This window comes from uncultured Stenotrophomonas sp., from assembly GCF_963519925.1.
Classification (GTDB): domain Bacteria; phylum Pseudomonadota; class Gammaproteobacteria; order Xanthomonadales; family Xanthomonadaceae; genus Stenotrophomonas; species Stenotrophomonas maltophilia_AE.
The window spans coordinates 1-17023 of record NZ_CAUQPH010000075.1 but is presented as its reverse complement, the minus strand read 5'-3'; the positions used below and the strand labels follow the sequence as shown (position 1 = coordinate 17023).

Genomic DNA, 17023 nt, shown 5'->3' with positions numbered 1-17023 from the left:
CATACAGGCGGCGCGGGCGCGGACCGGACACACGCGCCGGCCAGTCGCGCAGCAGCTGCTGCGCCCAGCGCTGTGCGGCATCGCTGTCGCCCTGCGCCAGCAACGAACGCGGCACCGCGGCCACACCGGCTTCGTGCAGGCGCTGCGCCAGGGTCTGCAACACTACCGGGGTGGCTACGTCGCCACGCGCCGGCGTCTCGAACATCACCGCCTCCACCGCCGCAACGGCGGCACCGTAGGCCTGCAGGGCACGCTGCGCCTGCGCCGGATCGACCGGCACCGCGCGCGCTTCGATCAGGTCCGGCAGGGCCTGCGCCAGCTCGGCCCACGGTGCACGCACCGGCTCCAGCATGCGCCCCAGCGGATGGCGCGAACGTTGCCCGGCCCAGCTGCGCAGTTCTTCGCCCCACCACGCCAGCTTGGCGTCGGCCGGCATCGGGTCGCCGCTGGTATTGAGGATGTCGTCGAACTCCTGCAGCAGCGCGAACCACGCTACCACCAAGGTGCGCTGGGATTCGGCGATGAACGGTTCGGCCACCTGCCATTCCGGCCAGCGGGTCCGCCATTTGTCGAGGAAGCTGTCGAGGGCGGTGGGGGTGGTCATCAGGGGATTCCTTGGGGAGCGTGTATCGACCAACGGTCGATACCTACCAGTGTTGTTTGAACGACAGGGTGCCCGCCAGCGTTGTTTGAGCCAATGGGCGACCGGCGCCAGGGGGCGCCCGGCGACCCGTGGGCCGGCCAACGGCCGGCGCTACCGGCGGGCGGCTGGCCAGGCGTCGGCGTACTGAAGCGCTTCCGGCTGCTCGATCATGGCCTCGGCGCCCCAGGACAACGGGTCATCGGCGTCCAGGCGGTAGCCCCACAGCGCGGCCACCGAGGCCATGCCGGCGGCGTTGGCGGCGACGATGTCACGCTCGTCGTCGCCGACGTAGATGCAGGTGCCCGGGTCGATGCGCATGCGCTCGGCCGCGGTCAACAACGGCAGCGGATCCGGCTTGCGCTGGGCCAGGGTGTCGCCGCCGATCAGCACCGCGCAGCGCGTTTCCCAGCCCAGCTGCGGCAGGATCAGGCGCGCCAGGTACTCCGGCTTGTTGGTGACGATGCCCCAGGCACAGCCGGCTGCTTCCAGCGCCTCAAGCATGCCGTCCACGCCGTCGAACAGCACCGCGTGCTGGCCGATCAACGCTTCATAGCGCTCCAGGAACTCGGGCACCAGCGCATCGCGCGCCTCCTGCCCGAGCTCCGGAAACGCTACCGACACCATCGCACGCGAGCCTTTCGAGACCACCGGGCGCAGCACGTCCAGGGTGATCGGCGCGCGCCCGCGCGCGGCCAGCATTGCGTTGGCGGTGGCCAGCATGTCGGGCGCGCTGTCCAGCAAGGTGCCGTCCAGGTCGAACAGCACCGCCTTCGGGAACCCGGACTCAGCCACGGTCGTCGGCGTCGGGCTTGACCGCGTGGGCCAGGTAGTTGATGTCGGTGCGCGAACTCAGCCGTGCGCGGTTGCGCCACGGCTCGTAGGCCATGCCGCTGACATCGCGCAGGGTGAAATCGGACTCACGCAGCCACCTGCCCAGTTCGGCCGGCTTGATGAATTCCTGGTAGTGATGGGTGCCCTTGGGCAGCAGCCGCGCGATGTACTCGGCGCCGACGATGGCCACCGCGAACGCGGCCGGGGTGCGGTTGATGGTGGACAGGAACAGCTGGCCGCCGGGCTTGAGCAGGCGGTGGCAGGCGGCGATGATCGCGCCCGGGTCCGGTACGTGCTCCAGCATTTCCATGCAGGTGACCACGTCGAAGCTGCCCGGCTGTTCGGCGGCCAGGTCTTCGGCGGCCTGCACGCGGTAATCCACGCTCACGCCCGACTCCAGCCCGTGCAGGCGGGCTACCTTGACCAGCTCCGGCGCCAGGTCGATGGCGGTCACGTCCGCGCCGGCCTGGGCCAGCGCTTCGCTGAGCAGGCCGCCACCGCAGCCGATGTCGAGCACGCGCGCGGCGCGCAGGGGAACCCGGTCGGCCACGTACTTCAGGCGCACCGGGTTCAGCGCGTGCAGCGGCTTCTGCGGGCCGTCGGTGTCCCACCAGCGGTTGGCGAGCGCGGCGAACTTGTCCAGTTCGGCCTGGTCGAAATTGGTGGAAGCGTGGGGGGTGTTCATGGCTGTCCTTTTCGCGCCTCAGGCGCGGATGTGACGAATGCGCTCGCGCCACTGGCGGGCGTTGGCGACGATGGCGGCGGTGTCCATGCCGACCAGCTCGCGCTGGACCAGCTTGGGCTGCCCGGCAATCCAGACATCGCTGACCTGGTGGCGACCGGCGGCATATACCAGCTGCGACAGCACGTGGTGCAGCGGCTGGGTTTCGAGCGCCGACAGGTCCACGCAGACCAGGTCGGCCTGCTTGCCCACTTCGATCGAGCCGATGCGGTCGCCGAAGCCCAGTGCGCGCGCGCCACCCAGGGTGGCCGCACGCAGCGTGGTCGCCGCATCCAGCGCGGTGGCGTCATTGGCGACCGCCTTGGCCAGGATCGCCGCGGTGCGGTTTTCGCTGAACATGTCCAGGTCGTTGTTGCTGGCGCAGCCGTCGGTGCCGATCGCCAGGTTGACCCCGGCGCGCTGCAGGGCGCAGGCCGGGCAGAACCCGGAGGCCAGCTTGAGGTTGGATTCGGGGCAGTGCACCACGCTGACGCCGCGCTCGGCGCACAGGTGGATTTCCGCCTCGGTCAGCTGGGTCATGTGCACCGCGATCAGGCGGTCGTTGACCAGACCCAGCCGGTCCAGCCGTGCCAGCGGGCGCTGGCCGTGCAGCCTGATCGAGTCGCTGATCTCCTGCGCGGTTTCGTGCGTATGCAGGTGCACCTGCATGTCCAGCTGGTCGGACAGCATGCGCACGCGTTCGAAGTTGGCATCGCTGACGGTGTACGGCGCGTGCGGGGCGAACGAGGTGCCGATCAGCGGATCGGTGCGCCACTGGTCGTGCAGTTCACCGGCCTTGGCGAAGTACTCGTCGTCGCTCTTGGCCCAGGCGGTGGGGAAATCGATGACCACCGCGCCGACCAGCGCGCGGAACCCGTGCTGCTTGTAGACGGCGGCCTGGACGTCGGCAAAGAAGTAGTTTTCGTTGGCGCAGGTGGTACCGCCGCGCAGCATTTCGGCGATGGCCAGGGTGGTGCCATCGGCCACGAACTCCGGCCCGATCACCGCCGCTTCCACCGGCCAGATGTGCTGCTGCAGCCAGACCATCAGCGGCAGGTCGTCGGCAACCCCGCGCAGCAGGGTCATCGGATTGTGCGTGTGCGCGTTGACCAGGCCCGGCATCAGCGCCGCGTCCGGGCGCGATACGGTCTGTTTCGGCGCGAACCGCGCGCGGGCCTCGGCACGCGGAAGGATCGCGACGATCTCGCTGCCGCGTACGGCCACGGCATGGTCTTCCAGCACCACCGCATGCGGTTCGATCGGGACCACGTAGCCGGCTTCGATCAGCAGGTCACAGGGTTCGGGAATGCGTGCGGTGTCGGTCATGCGAGCTCGCTTTGGGGGGCGGTGATCCGACGCTACGTGATCACCGCGATGTGCGGGTGGGGTAGAGCCGACTGTTAGTCGGCTGCCGTTCGCGACGCGCGTTCAGACCCCGCCTGAAGCAGCCGACTAACAGTCGGCTCTACGTCGGCTCTACCGTAATTCGACTTCGTCGAATTACTTGCCGGCGCGCGCGGAGTATTCGCCCGAGCGGGTGTCGACCTTGATGATTTCATCCTGGTTGACGAACAGCGGCACACGCACCACGGCGCCGGTTTCCAGGGTGGCCGGCTTGCCGCCACCGCCCGAGGTGTCGCCACGGACGCCCGGATCGGTCTCGACGATCTTCAGTTCCACGAAGTTCGGCGGCTGCACGAAGATCGGCGAGCCGTTGAACAGGGTCACGATGCAGGACTCTTCGCCCTTCAGCCAGTTCTTGGCATCGCCAATGCCGGCCTTGTCGGCCTGGACCTGTTCGAAGGTTTCCGGGTCCATGAAGTGCCAGTATTCGCCGTCGCTGTACATGTAATCCATGTTGGTGTCGACAACGTCGGCCTTTTCCACGTCATCGGTGGCCTTCATGGTCATTTCGACCACGCGGCCCGACCTGATGAAACGGTACTTGATTCGGGTGAAGGCCTGGCCCTTGCCCGGCTTGACGTACTCGGTCTCGGTGATGACCGCCGGTTCATTGTTGACCAGGATCTTCATCCCGTTCTTGACGTCGTTCATGCCAACAGTGGCCATGCTGAAACTCCTGAATGGGCAAACGCCGCGCAGGCGCGGCGAGCCGGATAGAATGGGAAACCCACCGGCAACGGCGGGGAGACACGTTTTTCTGACCCATATGATAACCGCAGGCCCCCATTCCATGCAGCTTTCCGCCACGCCACTGCCCACCCCCGTCCGCTGGCAGCAGCTGTGGCGCGAGGCGGTCCGCGACCCGCGGACCCTGCTGGAACAGGTGGGGCTGGACCCGGACGCCCTGCCCCTGTCGGGCGAGGCCGCCGCGCAGTTCGCGCTGCGGGTGCCGCAGGGCTTCATTGCCCGCATGCGCCACGGCGACCGCGACGACCCGCTGCTGCGCCAGGTCCTGCCGGTCACCGATGAACTGCAGCACGTGCCGGGCTTCAGCCTGGACGCGGTCGGCGACGGGCTGGCGCGCAAGGCCACCGGGGTGATCCAGAAGTACCAGGGCCGGGCCCTGCTGGTGACCACCGGCAGCTGCGCGATCAACTGCCGCTACTGCTTCCGCCGGCATTTCGACTACGGCACCGAGAACGCCGCCCGCGAAGGCTGGCGCGAGGCGGTGGACGCGATCGCCCGGGACCCGGGCATCGACGAGGTGATCCTGTCCGGCGGCGACCCGCTGTCGCTGGCGACCCACAAGCTGGTGGAACTGACCCAGGCGCTGAAGCAGATTCCGCACCTGCGCCGCCTGCGCATCCACAGCCGCCTGCCGGTGGTGCTGCCGGAGCGGGTGGATGAGGAGCTGGTGCAGTGGATCGCCAGCCTGCCGTGGCCGGTGGCGTTCGTGATCCACGCCAACCACGCCAACGAATTCGATGCATCGGTGGACGCGGCCATGGCGCGCCTGCGCGGCGCCGGCGCCACCCTGCTCAACCAGGCCGTGCTGCTGCGCGGGGTGAATGACTCGCTGCCGGCGCTGCAGGACCTGAGCGAACGCAGCTTCGCCGCCGGAGTGCTGCCTTACTACCTGTACCAGGTCGATCGGGTCCAGGGCGTGGCGCATTTCGAGGTGGACGATGCCACCGCGAAGTCGCTGCATGCGCAGCTGACCGCGCGGTTGTCGGGGTATCTGGTGCCGAAGCTGGTACGGGAGATTTCCGGGGATTCCAGCAAGCGCCCGGTGTAGGGCGCAAGCGCCCTACACCGGGCTTGCGGTAGAGCCGACTGTCAGTCGGCTTCCGCTTTGCCGCCCTACCGCCCGGATTCGATCATTTCCACGACCTCGGTCGCGGTGATCGGCACGCTCAGCCAATACCCCTGCGCCAGGTCGCACCCGCGCTGGCTCAGCAGGTCGAACTGCACTTCCTGTTCGATGCCTTCAGCCACCACCGTGATGCCCAGCGCGTGCGCCATGGCGATGATCGCCGTGGTCAGCGCCAGGTCGTCGGGATCGCGCTGCATGTCGGCGACGAAACTCTTGTCGATCTTGACCCCGTCCACCGGCACCTGGCGCAGGTGGCTCAGGCCGGAGAAGCCGGTGCCGAAGTCGTCCAGCCATACCTTCACGCCGGTGCGGTGCAGCTTGTCCAGCAACGCGGCGGCCAGCATTTCATCGCCGATCACCGCGGTCTCGGTCAGCTCCAGGTGCAGGCGCGAGGCCGGCAACCCGGTGTCGCGCAGGCACTCGGCGACCAGCGTCGGCAGTTCGCCGCCACGCAGCTGCCGCGGCGACACGTTGACCGAAACGAACATGCCTTCGCCATCGGCCGAATGCGGCCACTGCACCGCCTCCCGGCACGCCGCGCGCAGCACCTTGGGCCCGATCACTTCGATCAGGCCACTCTGCTCGGCCACTTCGATGAACACCGACGGCGGAATGGTGCCCAGGGTCGGGTGCTGCCAGCGCAGCAGCACTTCCACCCCGACCATGCGCCGGTCGCGGGTGCGGAAGATCGGCTGGTAGACCAGGCGCAGTTCGCCGCGCTCCCACGCGCCGCGCAACTCCTGTTCCATGTGCACGCGGCGCTCCACCGCGTGGTCCATCGCCCGGCTGTAGTAGCGGTAACAGTTCTTGCCGGCGACCTTGGCCTGGTACATGGCGATGTCGCCATTCTTCAGCAGGGTGGTCGCGTCGGCGGCATCGTCAGGGAACAGGGTAACGCCGATGGAGGTGCCCAGGAACAGTTCCCTGCCCTGCACCACCAGCGGCTTGCCCAGTTCGCGCACCAGCAGTTCGGCCAGCTGGCGCGCGCCGGCGGCGACATCGCCGTCGCCGATCAGGATCACGAATTCGTCGCCACCAAACCGCGCCAGCAGCGCTTCGTCGCCGCCAGCCTGGGCCACGGCGGCACGGATGCGCTGGGCGAACTGCAGCAGCGCTTCGTCGCCGGCTTCGTGGCCGAGGGTGTCGTTGACGCGCTTGAAGTCGTCCATGTCGGCGAACAACAGGCCCAGCCGATGCCCGGACGCGCGCGCGGCCATCAGCCGGTGGTCCAGCGCTTCGCGGAACGCCAGGCGGTTGGTCAGTCCGGTCAGCGCGTCGGTGTAGGCCATGTGCCGCACTTCGCGGTCGTGGCGGGCAATGGCTTCGCTCATCCGGCCGAAGGCGCGGACCAGCTCGCCCACTTCGTCCTGGCGGTTGTTGTGGCTGAGCTGCGGGCGGTAGTCGCCGGCTTCGATCTGGCGCGCGGCGCTGGCCAGGCCACGGATCGGCGCGACCAGGGTGCGCTGCACGTAGACGATGACCACCACGCCGATCGCCAGCAGCAGGCCCAGCATCAGCAGCAGCCAGCCCAGGTGGCGCTTGCCGACCTGCTGCAGGCGCTCGCCCAGGGTGGTGTTGGCGCGCTGCTCCATGGCCTGCACGTCGTCCAGCGCCATGCCGACGCGGACGCCGCCGATGCGCTGGTTGCCGACCATGATCGGCATGGCGTTGTCGAGCACCTTGGGCGATTGCTGCACCACCAGGGTGCGCGCGGCCACCGCACCGGCCGCCAGCGGGTCCTGCATGGCCTTGCCGAAGTCGACGACGACGCTGCTGCCGTCGTGGATCAGCCTGCCGTCTTCGTCGAACACCAGCACGTAGCGCACCACCTGCTGCCGCGAGGTGTTGCGCACCAGCGCGCCGACCTGGGCCAGGTCGTTGTAATACAGCGGGTTGGCCAGGGCATCGGACAGCTCGCGCGCCAGCGCCTCGCCGCGGCTGCGCACGCTGCGGTCGAACAGTTCATGGATGACGCTGCCGCTGAGGTTCTTGACCTCGTCCTGCATCGCCGCCTGGCGCCCCAGCACCACGGCCACGATCGCCACCACCACCACCATCGCCCCGCCCATCGCCAACACGAAACGGGACTGCATTCCGGAACCAAACGGCCTCATTCCACTTCCATCCGCACGCGTGTAAGACCCTGTTTCAATTCATCCAAACGGTGCTGCATCTGCGCATCGACCCGATGGAACCCGGACGTACCAAAAAATTTTTCCAGCGCGTCCTGCGCCTGTGGATCCGACGCGGCCTCCAGCAATACCTGCTGCAGGCGGTCGCGCACCTTCGGGTCGAGCCCGGCCCGCACCACTTCGACCGCCCGCGGATACGGCTCGGTGCGATGGATCGGTCGGAAGTCGCGCCGGAACGTGGCCGGGATGCGGTGCTCGTCGGCCCAGTCGACGCTGCTCACCGCGCCGGCATCGACCATGCCCTTGTGCACGTAGGTGGCGATGTTGGCCTCCGAGCGCGCGAATACGTAGCCCACGGTGTCCGGTGCGGCGGCGTCGCGCGCGGACAACAGGATCTCCGGGGTCAGGCCGTTCTGCAACAGGGTCATCACCGGAACCAGGTAGGCACTGGTGGAGGCGACGTTCTGCAGGGCCAGGGTATGGCCCTTGAGGTCGGCCAGCGAGGTGATCGGGCTGTCGCGGCGGACGAAGAACACGGTGTGGTAGTCGCGCACGCCGTTGCGTTCGGTCAGCAGCAGCGGCTGGGCGCCGCTGCGCAGGCCCAGCGCTACGGCGGTGCCGGCGGTCTCGGTGACCCAGTCGACCCGGCCACGGCGCAGGTAACTGGCCATCTGCTGCGCATCGGGGGCCATCAGGATGCGCCCTTCGGTGATGCCGACGTCGCGCATGCGCGGGACGACGTAGTCGAGCAGGGGCTGCAGTTGCGCATAGTGTGACTTGGGGTTGTCGCTGATCCGGCCCAGCACGAGGACGTGTTCAAGGCCGGCGGTGTCAGGGCCGGCAACCGCGGTTCCAGCCATCGCAATGATGCCCAGCAACAGCATCCCTCCCTGCAACAGCCATCGCAGTAGCGGCAATCCCATTCGCTCCCCCCAAGGAATGGCAACAGCCTACCCGAAAAAGTGAGACGTGCGTCAGGTCATTCGGGCTTGGCGTTGGCCAGGCGCGCCATCCGCTGGGCGTCGGCCAGGATGCCGCGCAGCAGGCGTACTTCCTGTTCGCTCAGTTCGGTCCGCAGGAACAGGCGGCGCAGCTTGCGCATGGCCGAGTCGGGGGCGCGGCCCTTGTGGAAGTCGATGTCGTCCAGGGTCTGGCCGAGCTGGCCGAACAGGCCTTCGACCTGGGCATGGCTGGCCGGCTGTTCGCGGTGTTCAGGATCGGCGGGGGCGGCGGCTTCGACGCCGCCGAGGCTGGCCATGCGCAGTTCGTAGGCGAGCACCTGCACGGCGGCGGCCAGGTTCAGCGAGCTGAAGTCGGGGTTGGAGGGGATGTGCACGGCGAGGTGGCAGAGCTGCAGCTCTTCGTTGGTCAGGCCGGTGCGCTCGCGGCCGAACACGAAGGCGACTTCGCCCTCGGGGTCGGTGGCTTTGGCCAGGGCACGCTGGGCGGCCACGGCAGGAAGGAGCTCTTCAAGCTGGACGCGGCGGGCGCGGGCGGTGCAGCCCAGGACGAGCCGGCAGTCGGCGACGGCGTCGGCCAGGGTGGCGACCACGGGGGCGTCGCCGAGCACGTCTTCGGCGCCGGCAGAGCGGCGGAAGGCTTCTTCATCCAGCGGTTTTTCGGGGGCCACGAGCACCAGCCGGCCCAGGCCCATGGTCTTCATGGCACGGGCGGCGGCGCCCATGTTGCCGGGATGCTGGGTGCCCACGAGGACGAAACGGATGCGGGAGGGAGCGGGATGTGCGGACATGAACAGGCCAAACGCGAGCAGGACAGTCACAAATGGTAAACTGTGCGACCGGCCTTTGCGCCGGGACCGCTCTTTTCCCCCGCCAGTACCCCCATCTCTGCCTTTACGGGAGCTTTTTACCATGCAGAAACCCGCCGTCACCGTCATGGTCAAGGCCGCCCGCCTCGCCGGCAACGTCCTGTTGCGCAACATCAACAAGCTCGAGGCGCTGAACGTGGTGCAGAAGGGGCGCATGGACTACGCCAGCGAGGTCGATGCGGACGCGGAAAAGGTGATCATCAAGGAACTCAAGCGCGCCTACCCGGACTACGGGATCATGGCCGAGGAAGGCGGGGTGCAGGCGGTGAACCGTTACATGTGGGTGATCGACCCGCTGGACGGCACCAGCAATTACCTGCGTGGCTTCCCGCACTACTGCGTGTCGATCGCGCTGGTGGAGAACGGCGAGCCGATCGATGCAGTGATTTTCGATCCGCTGCGCAATGAACTGTTCACCGCCAGCCGGGGTGCCGGTGCGGTGCTGAACGACCGCCGCATCCGGGTGGCGGACCGCAAGGATCTGTCCGGGGCGATGATCCACACCGGTTTCGCGCCGCGTGAGCGCAGCCGCACGAGTGCGCAGCTGAAGGCAGTGGACGCACTGCTGGTGCAGGCCGAAGACGTGCGCCGCACCGGTTCGGCGGCGCTTGACCTGGCCTATGTGGCCTGCGGCCGCGCTGACGCCTATTTCGAGGCCGGCGTGAAGGCCTGGGACATCGCCGCGGGCGTGCTGCTGGTCCGCGAAGCCGGCGGCCGGGTCTGCGACTTCAAGGGCGCGACCCCGGCCCGCATGGACAGCCGCGGCCCGGAAACCCAGCAGATCGTGGCGGGCAACGTGAAGAACAGCGAGGTGCTGCAGAAGGTGCTGGTCAACACCGGCTATGCGGCCGAGTTCGACGCGAAGTTCTGATCGACCTGATGTGGGATTCAAGCAACGGCGCCTTCGGGCGCCGTTGTCGTTTGGAGACAACGCGCGATGGCGCCTACGAACGCCGGAAACGCGCGACGCCCCCCCGGGACACCGGGCAACGCGCAATCACCCGGTAGCGCCGACCGTTGGTCGGCCGTGGGAACCCGTCATCACTCGTTGAAATCCAACGTCAACAGCAACTGCAACTGCAACTGCAACTGCAAAAGCCGGCGCCTCATTGCCACGAGCCGGGGCGGCCGCCGGGCAGCCCCCATACCGTGTCGTGTGCGGAAGGAAGAGCAGCCGGGCAGAGCCCGGCTCTACCGATTCCGCTGGCACGAAAAAAACGCCCGGCCAGAGGCCGGGCGTTTCTTCAGTTCAACGCTTCAGTTCAACACCACCGCATCACGCCACGGTGCTGCTCGCGGCCTTCAGCGCGGCAATGCGCTCTTCCAGCGGCGGGTGGCTCAGGAACAGCTTCTTTGCGGTGGCGCCGGCGATGCCGAAGGCGGCGATCTGGGTCGGCAGGGTGCTCTGGCCGTGGTTGAGCTTCAGGCGCTCCAGCGCGGCGATCATCTTCTGGCGACCGGCCAGGTGGGCGCCGCCGGCGTCGGCGCGGAACTCACGGTGGCGCGAGAACCACATGGCAATCATGGTGGCGAACAGGCCGAACACCATTTCCAGCACGAACACGATGATGAAGTAGGCGAAGCCACGGCCACCGCCTTCGCGGTTGCCCGACAGCGCACTGTCGATGATGCCGCCGACCACGCGAGCCAGGACGATCACGAACGTGTTGAGCACACCCTGCAGCAGCGCCATGGTGATCATGTCGCCGTTCGCAACGTGGGCGATCTCGTGGCCCAGTACCGCTTCGGCCTCGTCCTCGCTCATGTTGTGCAGCAGGCCGGTGGACACCGCTACCAGCGCATTGTTGCGGTTGGCACCGGTGGCGAACGCATTGATTTCCGGACCGTCGTAAACGGCCACTTCCGGCATGCCGATACCCGCCTCGCGGGCCTGGCGCTCCACCGTCGCCAGCAACCAGCGCTCGGTGGGGTTGCGCGGCTCGGTAATGACCACCGCGCCGGTGGAGCGCTTGGCCATCCACTTGGACAGCAGCAGCGACACCAGCGACCCGCCGAAGCCGAAGATGGCCGCAACCACCAGCAGGCCGCTCATGCTTGCGGGATCGATCCCCGCCAGACGCATTACAAAGCCCGCCAGGAGCAGCACGGCGAAGTTGGTCGCGAGGAACAGGGCGATACGACTGAACATGGGAAGAGGATGCTTTAGGTTGATGTTGCTGCAAATCTGCGGGGACTTCAGGTTGAATTCAAGTCGCAACCTGACCGACGATTCATAGTTCATGTCAATGACTACCTACCGCGGGCGTTTTGCCCCCTCCCCCACCGGCCCACTGCACGCCGGCTCTCTGCTGGCCGCGTTCGGCAGCTGGCTGCTGGCCCGCCATGCCGGCGGCCATTGGGCCGTCCGCATCGAAGACATCGATCCACCCCGCACCGTCCCCGGCGCCATCGACCAGCAGCTGGCTGCACTTGCTGACTTTGGCCTGGCCAGCGACGACCCCATCGTCCGCCAGAGCCAGCGTGATGCCCTGTACCAGGAGGCCATCGACCGCCTGCTGGCGGAAGACAGGGCCTTTGCCTGCCACTGCAGCCGCACCGACCTGACCGACCAGCACGGCATCCATCATCACTGCGTAGGACGTACCGAACGGGCGCGACCGGCCATCCGCCTGCGGGTTCCACCCGGCAGCGTCATCGCCTTCCAGGATGGCCTGCGCGGCCCGGTCCGCCAGGACGTGCATGCCGAGGTCGGCGATTTCGTCCTTCGCCGCGCCGACGGGTACTGGGCCTACCAGCTCGCCGTGGTGGTCGACGACGCCGACCAGCGCATCACCGACATCGTCCGCGGTGCCGACCTGCTCGACTCCACCGCGCGCCAGATCCTGCTGCAGCAGGCCCTGGGCCTGCCTACCCCGCGCTACCTGCACCTGCCGCTGCTGCTGGAGCCCGACGGCCACAAGCTGTCCAAGTCCGACGCGGCGCGCCCGGTCGATCCCCGTGCCGCCGTCCCGGCACTGCAGAAGGCCTGGGCGCAGCTGGGCCAGGACCCCGCGCACCTGGCCGGCAGTTCCGGGGTGGTGGGGCTGCTCGACCGCGCCCGCAGCTGCTTCGATCCGGCGCGTTTGCCACCGGGAGACATCCACCTGCCCCCCGACCCGGCCTGAGCCCCCATTTTTCGCCGCGATGTTGCAGAATCGCGTTCCCCCTTGCTGGCCCTGCCTTTCGGAGTAGCTGCTCATGACATCTCGCGTCGCACTGGTCACCGGCGGTACCGGCGGTATCGGTTCCGCCATCTGCCAACGTCTGGCCGACCAGGGCCATCGGGTTGCCACCAACTACCGTGACGAGGCCAAGGCCCTGGCCTGGCGCGAGAAGATGCTGGCGCGCGGCTGCGACGTGGCGATCTTCCCCGGCGATGTCGCCGACCCGGCCACCGCCGAACAGATGGTGCACGCGGTGGAAGCCGCGCTCGGTCCGGTCGAGATCCTGGTCAACAACGCCGGCATCACCCGCGACACCACGTTCCACCGCATGCGCGCCGACCAGTGGCACGACGTGATCAACACCAACCTCAACTCGGTGTTCAACGTCACCCGCCCGGTCATCGAAGGCATGCGCCGCCGCGGCTGGGGCCGGGTGATCCAGATCAGCTCGATCAACGGCCTGAAGGGCCAGTACGGCCAGGCCAACTACGCCGCCGCCAAGGCCGGCATGCACGGCTTCACCATCTCGCTGGCGCGCGAGAATGCCGGTTTCGGCATCACCGTCAACACCATCTCGCCCGGCTACGTCGCCACCGACATGGTGATGGCCGTACCCGACGAAGTACGCGCCAAGATCATCGCCGACATCCCCACCGGCCGCCTCGGCAAGCCCGAGGAAATCGCCTACGCCGTCGCCTTCCTGGTCGCCGAGGAAGCCGCCTGGATCACCGGCTCCAACCTGGACATCAACGGCGGCCACCACATGGGGTGGTAACGGTTACAAGCCGCGCCACCAAGGGTTCCCAAGGCCGACCAACGGTCGGCGCTACCGGAGTGTCCCGCGTCACCTGCAGGCCACGCATCACTGAGCTGTCCCCATCACCGGGGTGCCCCGCCTGGAAACGCCGCGTCCCCGATCCCGCCAAGGCCCGAGCGGTGGGGCTTGCCCACGTAACAATCCAGCTGAAGAGCCCCCTTTTGTAAAGGGGGCGCGCCGAGGGCGCGGGGATCAGGAGGCATGCCGCCGGGGCCCGCGTTTTGCGCAGCAAAACGTGGGCGCGCAGCGCAGCAGGCGTTGCGACCACCCAGAAATGCTGCACCCATGCTGCGCAGCATGAAGAATCCCGACCAAATGACGAAAGGAGGTTGCAACGCCTGCTGCGCTGCGCAATCATTCGCCCTTACGCTGACGAGTGACTGCTTCATGGCTGCGAACCGCATCATCAAGAAGTACCCGAACCGCCGTCTCTACGACACCGAAATTTCCAGCTACATCACCATCGAGGACGTGCGACAGCTGATCCTGGACGGTGAAGACTTCGAAGTCCGCGACGCCAAGAGTGGCGACGACCTGACCCGCTCGGTACTGCTGCAGATCATCGCCGACCAGGAACAGGACGGCGAGCCGATGCTGTCCACCCAGCTGCTCAGCCAGCTGATCCGCTTCTATGGCGATTCGCTGCAGGGCTTCATGGGCAACTACCTGGAGCGCAGCATGCAGGTGTTCCTGGACCAGCAGCAGCAGTTCCGCCAGCAGATGGGCAACCTGCTCGGGCAGACCCCGTGGGCGATGATGAACCAGCTCACCGAACGCAACCTGGAACTGTGGCAGGACTTCCAGCGCAACATGGGCAGCGGCTTCGGCCCGCGCCCGCCGGGCACCTCCACCGGTACCGGCACCGGCAACGCCAAGCCCGATGCGCCGGCGGGCGGCAAGACCCGCCGCTGATTCCCGCGCGGCAGTACGCAGAAAGGCGCAGCCTCACGGCCGCGCCTTTCTCGTTTCCGGCTGAAGCCTTCAGCGTCTGGACCGGCCCTTGGGTTTGGTGCAGGCGCTGCAGATCCGCTCGACCTGGTAACCCTTGGCGCGCAGCTTCTCGACCACCCCGTCTTCGCCGAGCAGGTGCAGCGTTCCTACCACCACCAGCGTGCCGCCCTGCCCGGCCTTGAGCTGCTGTTCCAGCTTGGGCACCCAGGCGTCATTGCGGTCGGTGTTGATGCGCTTGTAGAGCTGCGGATAGGCGCCGCGCATTTCCGCGGCCATCGCGTTCCACAACAGTTTGTCGTCGCCGCGTCGCCAGGCGTCGTGCAGCTTGCGGCCCTCGGCATCGGCCTGCCCGGCCTGCTCCAGCGCCTCGGCCACCATCTGCTGCTGTTCCTGCGTCGACATGCCCGACAGCACCGCCACCTGGGTGTCGATGTCTTCCAGTCCGCTGGTCGGCTTGCCCGCATCGGCGGCGCGCGTCATGAAATGCCGGTCCAGCCCGAGCGCCGGGTCCAACCCCATCTTGGCGAACTGCGACAGGGTGATGGTCAGGCCGACGAACCAGGGCTTCATGCCCTGCAGCTGGGCCAGCGGCAGGTTGTTGGCGCGCGCATAGTCCTGCAGCCTGGTCCAGGTGGCCGCGTCCAGGTCGCGCTTGAGCTCGCTGCCGTCGGTGCGCATGGCGGCCTGCAGCATTTTGCGGGTCAGGTCCGGCGACTGCATGTCCTGCGGCGACAATTCGAACACCACGCGCCGGGAGGCGGCGAACGCCTGGTCGACCTCCGGCGCCACCGGGTAATCGTCGGCGCGCAGCAGGTGGAACGAGCCCAGCAGGTACAGCTGGCTGTCGCCCGGGCCGGTCACCTTCCACAGCAGGGGCACCGGCGCACTGGCGGCGGCGGCCGCGGTGGCCGGCGCAGCCATGGCGGCGGCACTGCCCAGCAGCAGGCCGGTGGCCAGCAGCAACGGGGCCGCCAGTCGCTTCAACATCGTCATCGTCACACTCCTCCGCGGGGCGGGTGATAGGCCTGTTCGCCCGCCTCGACCCGCAGGTCCAGGCGGTTTTCCGGCGGGGTCAGCGGGCACGTGGCGAACGGGGTGAACGCGCACGGTGGGTTGTAGGCATGGTTGAAATCGATCAGCACCGTGCCACTGGCATCCGGCGCCGGCAGGTCCAGGTAGCGGCCGGCAGGGTAGCTGCCATGGCCGCTGGTGCGGTCGCCGAAGATCACGAACAGCTCGCGCCCGGGTTCGCCCAGCGCTTCCAGCCGCCAGGTCCTGCCGTCGCGTTCGAACTCGAGCGCGCCCGCGTTGGGCATGGCGGTGGTGAGTCCGGTGATGTCGACGATCGGCAGGGTCTTGCCCGCCGGGTGCGGCACGAAGCGTGCGCTGACCCGCCAGTCCGGGCCGCCGGGCCAGTAGTTGAGGCCGGCGAATCCACTGCGCGAATAGGCGTCGGCGTGCTTGACCCGCAGCGCGAAGCGTTCGCCGCGATGGATCAGGCTGAGTTGGCCCCTGCCATCGTCGAAGGCGATCCGGGTGGGCGCCGGGTCGCGGTCGCTCTGGAAACGGATCCGACCGGTCAGCGGCTTGCCGTCCACGCTCAGCGACACGCCGCGTTCGGGGGTGAAGGTGACGCTGTCGCCGTTGCGCGCCACCATGCCCAGCTTGGCCGGGCCCACGGCCAGGCGGATACCGCTGCCGGGGCCGCTGCCGATGTAATGCGCCTTGTGCTCGAGCCAATGCAGGCCGACCAGGCTGGTCCAGCCATCGGGCGCCTGCAGTTCCGTGTAGCGCTGCAGGCGCCACTGCTGTTGTTCGGCGGCGAACGCCGGATCCACGGTCGCCTTGACCGGCGCCGTTTCCTTGTCGCCGCAGCCTGCCAGGCCCAGCGCCAGCAGCGCGGCACCAAGTCCCCATCCCCAAGTACGCATCGTGCTCCCCTTCAACGTCCGCGCAGGAACCAGCGGTCGATCTCCGCCAGCGAAAAACGGGCCCAGGTCGGCCGGCCGTGGTTGCACTGGCCGGACCGTTCGGTGATTTCCATGTCGCGCAGCAGCGCGTTCATTTCCGGCAGGGTCAGCCGCCGGTTGGCGCGCACCGCGCCGTGGCAGGCCATGGTCGACAGCAGCTCATCGCGGGCGCTGGCAATGCGCCGGCTCTGGCCGTGTTCGCGCAGGTCGGTCAGCACGTCGCGCAGCAGGCCTTCGGGTTCGGCATTGGCCAGCAGCGCGGGAATGCTGCGCACATGCAGCGAGCCGGGACCGGAACGGGTGATCTCAAAGCCCAGTGCGGTCAACGTGTCGGCCTCGCGCTCGGCGGTGTCGGCATCGCGCTCGCCCACGGCCAGGGTGATCGGCACCAGCAGCGGTTGCGCGTGCAGGCCGGTGGCATCGTGTGCGGTCTTCAACCGTTCGTAGCCGATGCGTTCGTGGGCGGCATGCATGTCGACCACGATCAGGCCTTCGGCGTTCTCGGCCAGGATGTAGATGCCGTGCAGCTGCGCCACGGCGTACCCCAGTGGTGGCACGCCGCTGTCGGCGGCGGTCACCGGCAGGCCCTGCTCGCTGGGCATCGGCGGCAGCGAGGCGTCGCTGCCGGCGGGGCGCGCATACAGCGCGGCATACGCGGAGGGCGCATCGGCCACGCGCAGGCCCAGCGG

General features: G+C 68.1%; 16 protein-coding genes and 1 pseudogene. 5 read left to right on the top strand and 12 right to left on the bottom strand.

The annotated features are described in order from the left end of the window. The 5 genes from RWO33_RS13275 to efp form a co-directional block, all read right to left on the bottom strand. On the bottom strand, window positions 1-604 hold a 604-nt coding region (locus RWO33_RS13275), incomplete at its 3' end, for a squalene/phytoene synthase family protein (RefSeq protein WP_314105384.1). A 150-nt stretch (window positions 605-754) separates the two neighbouring features. Next, on the bottom strand, window positions 755-1435 hold the full coding sequence (locus RWO33_RS13270) for a phosphoglycolate phosphatase (RefSeq protein WP_314105383.1): 681 nt from the start codon (window positions 1433-1435) through the stop codon (window positions 755-757). Then, window positions 1428-2159 (bottom strand): bifunctional 2-polyprenyl-6-hydroxyphenol methylase/3-demethylubiquinol 3-O-methyltransferase UbiG, encoded by a 732-nt coding sequence (ubiG, locus tag RWO33_RS13265; RefSeq protein WP_314105382.1) that lies wholly within the window; start codon window positions 2157-2159, stop codon window positions 1428-1430. The genes RWO33_RS13270 and ubiG overlap by 8 nt, the downstream gene beginning before the upstream one ends. An 18-nt stretch (window positions 2160-2177) precedes the next feature. Then, window positions 2178-3521, bottom strand: a complete 1344-nt coding sequence (locus RWO33_RS13260) for a TRZ/ATZ family hydrolase (RefSeq protein WP_145480070.1) — start codon at window positions 3519-3521, stop codon at window positions 2178-2180. Window positions 3522-3695: 174 nt separating this feature from the next. Next, window positions 3696-4265, bottom strand: coding sequence for an elongation factor P (gene efp, locus RWO33_RS13255; RefSeq protein WP_145480068.1), 570 nt, complete (start codon window positions 4263-4265; stop codon window positions 3696-3698). A 100-nt stretch (window positions 4266-4365) separates the two neighbouring features. On the opposite strand from efp, the gene epmB reads away from it, so the two are divergent. Further along, the gene (epmB, locus tag RWO33_RS13250; RefSeq protein WP_314105379.1) at window positions 4366-5394 is read left to right on the top strand and encodes an EF-P beta-lysylation protein EpmB; all 1029 of its coding nucleotides are present in this window, start codon (window positions 4366-4368) and stop codon (window positions 5392-5394) included. A 65-nt stretch (window positions 5395-5459) separates the two neighbouring features. Here epmB and RWO33_RS13245 read toward each other — a convergent pair whose 3' ends face one another. The 3 genes from RWO33_RS13245 to RWO33_RS13235 form a co-directional block, all read right to left on the bottom strand. Continuing rightward, window positions 5460-7586 carry an EAL domain-containing protein gene (locus tag RWO33_RS13245; RefSeq protein WP_145480064.1) on the bottom strand — a complete coding sequence of 709 codons (2127 nt, stop codon included), beginning with the start codon at window positions 7584-7586 and terminating at the stop codon, window positions 5460-5462. After that, window positions 7583-8464, bottom strand: a complete 882-nt coding sequence (locus tag RWO33_RS13240; protein ID WP_314105385.1) for a phosphate/phosphite/phosphonate ABC transporter substrate-binding protein — start codon at window positions 8462-8464, stop codon at window positions 7583-7585. The genes RWO33_RS13245 and RWO33_RS13240 overlap by 4 nt, the downstream gene beginning before the upstream one ends. Window positions 8465-8583: 119 nt before the next feature. After that, the gene (locus tag RWO33_RS13235) at window positions 8584-9354 is read right to left on the bottom strand and encodes an RNA methyltransferase (RefSeq protein WP_314105377.1); all 771 of its coding nucleotides are present in this window, start codon (window positions 9352-9354) and stop codon (window positions 8584-8586) included. 121 nt (window positions 9355-9475) lie between these two features. On the opposite strand from RWO33_RS13235, the gene RWO33_RS13230 reads away from it, so the two are divergent. After that, on the top strand, window positions 9476-10303 hold the full coding sequence (locus tag RWO33_RS13230; protein WP_145480057.1) for an inositol monophosphatase family protein: 828 nt from the start codon (window positions 9476-9478) through the stop codon (window positions 10301-10303). 405 nt (window positions 10304-10708) lie between these two features. Here the strand turns inward: RWO33_RS13230 and htpX are convergent, their stop codons facing one another. Then, window positions 10709-11581 (bottom strand): protease HtpX, encoded by an 873-nt coding sequence (htpX, locus tag RWO33_RS13225; RefSeq protein ID WP_314105375.1) that lies wholly within the window; start codon window positions 11579-11581, stop codon window positions 10709-10711. A 91-nt stretch (window positions 11582-11672) separates the two neighbouring features. Between htpX and gluQRS the strand changes: the two genes are divergently transcribed. The 3 genes from gluQRS (at window position 11673) to phaR (ending at window position 14325) form a co-directional block, all read left to right on the top strand. Then, window positions 11673-12557: a tRNA glutamyl-Q(34) synthetase GluQRS gene (gluQRS, locus tag RWO33_RS13220; protein ID WP_314105373.1), complete on the top strand. Its 885-nt coding sequence runs from the start codon at window positions 11673-11675 to the stop codon at window positions 12555-12557. 73 nt (window positions 12558-12630) lie between these two features. Further along, window positions 12631-13371, top strand: coding sequence for a beta-ketoacyl-ACP reductase (locus tag RWO33_RS13215; protein ID WP_145480051.1), 741 nt, complete (start codon window positions 12631-12633; stop codon window positions 13369-13371). A gap of 429 nt (window positions 13372-13800) precedes the next feature. After that, complete coding sequence (gene phaR / locus RWO33_RS13210) at window positions 13801-14325, top strand: polyhydroxyalkanoate synthesis repressor PhaR (RefSeq protein WP_145480049.1); 525 nt, start codon at window positions 13801-13803, stop codon at window positions 14323-14325. A gap of 69 nt (window positions 14326-14394) precedes the next feature. Here phaR and RWO33_RS13205 read toward each other — a convergent pair whose 3' ends face one another. From RWO33_RS13205 to mutL, 3 genes and pseudogenes are all read right to left on the bottom strand, one after another. Continuing rightward, window positions 14395-15357 carry a TraB/GumN family protein gene (locus tag RWO33_RS13205; protein WP_314105371.1) on the bottom strand — a complete coding sequence of 321 codons (963 nt, stop codon included), beginning with the start codon at window positions 15355-15357 and terminating at the stop codon, window positions 14395-14397. Window positions 15358-15359: 2 nt separating this feature from the next. Further along, complete coding sequence (locus tag RWO33_RS13200; RefSeq protein ID WP_314105370.1) at window positions 15360-16295, bottom strand: DUF1684 domain-containing protein; 936 nt, start codon at window positions 16293-16295, stop codon at window positions 15360-15362. 11 nt (window positions 16296-16306) lie between these two features. Beyond that, window positions 16307-17023: pseudogene (mutL, locus tag RWO33_RS13195) on the bottom strand (DNA mismatch repair protein MutL); the annotation flags it as partial.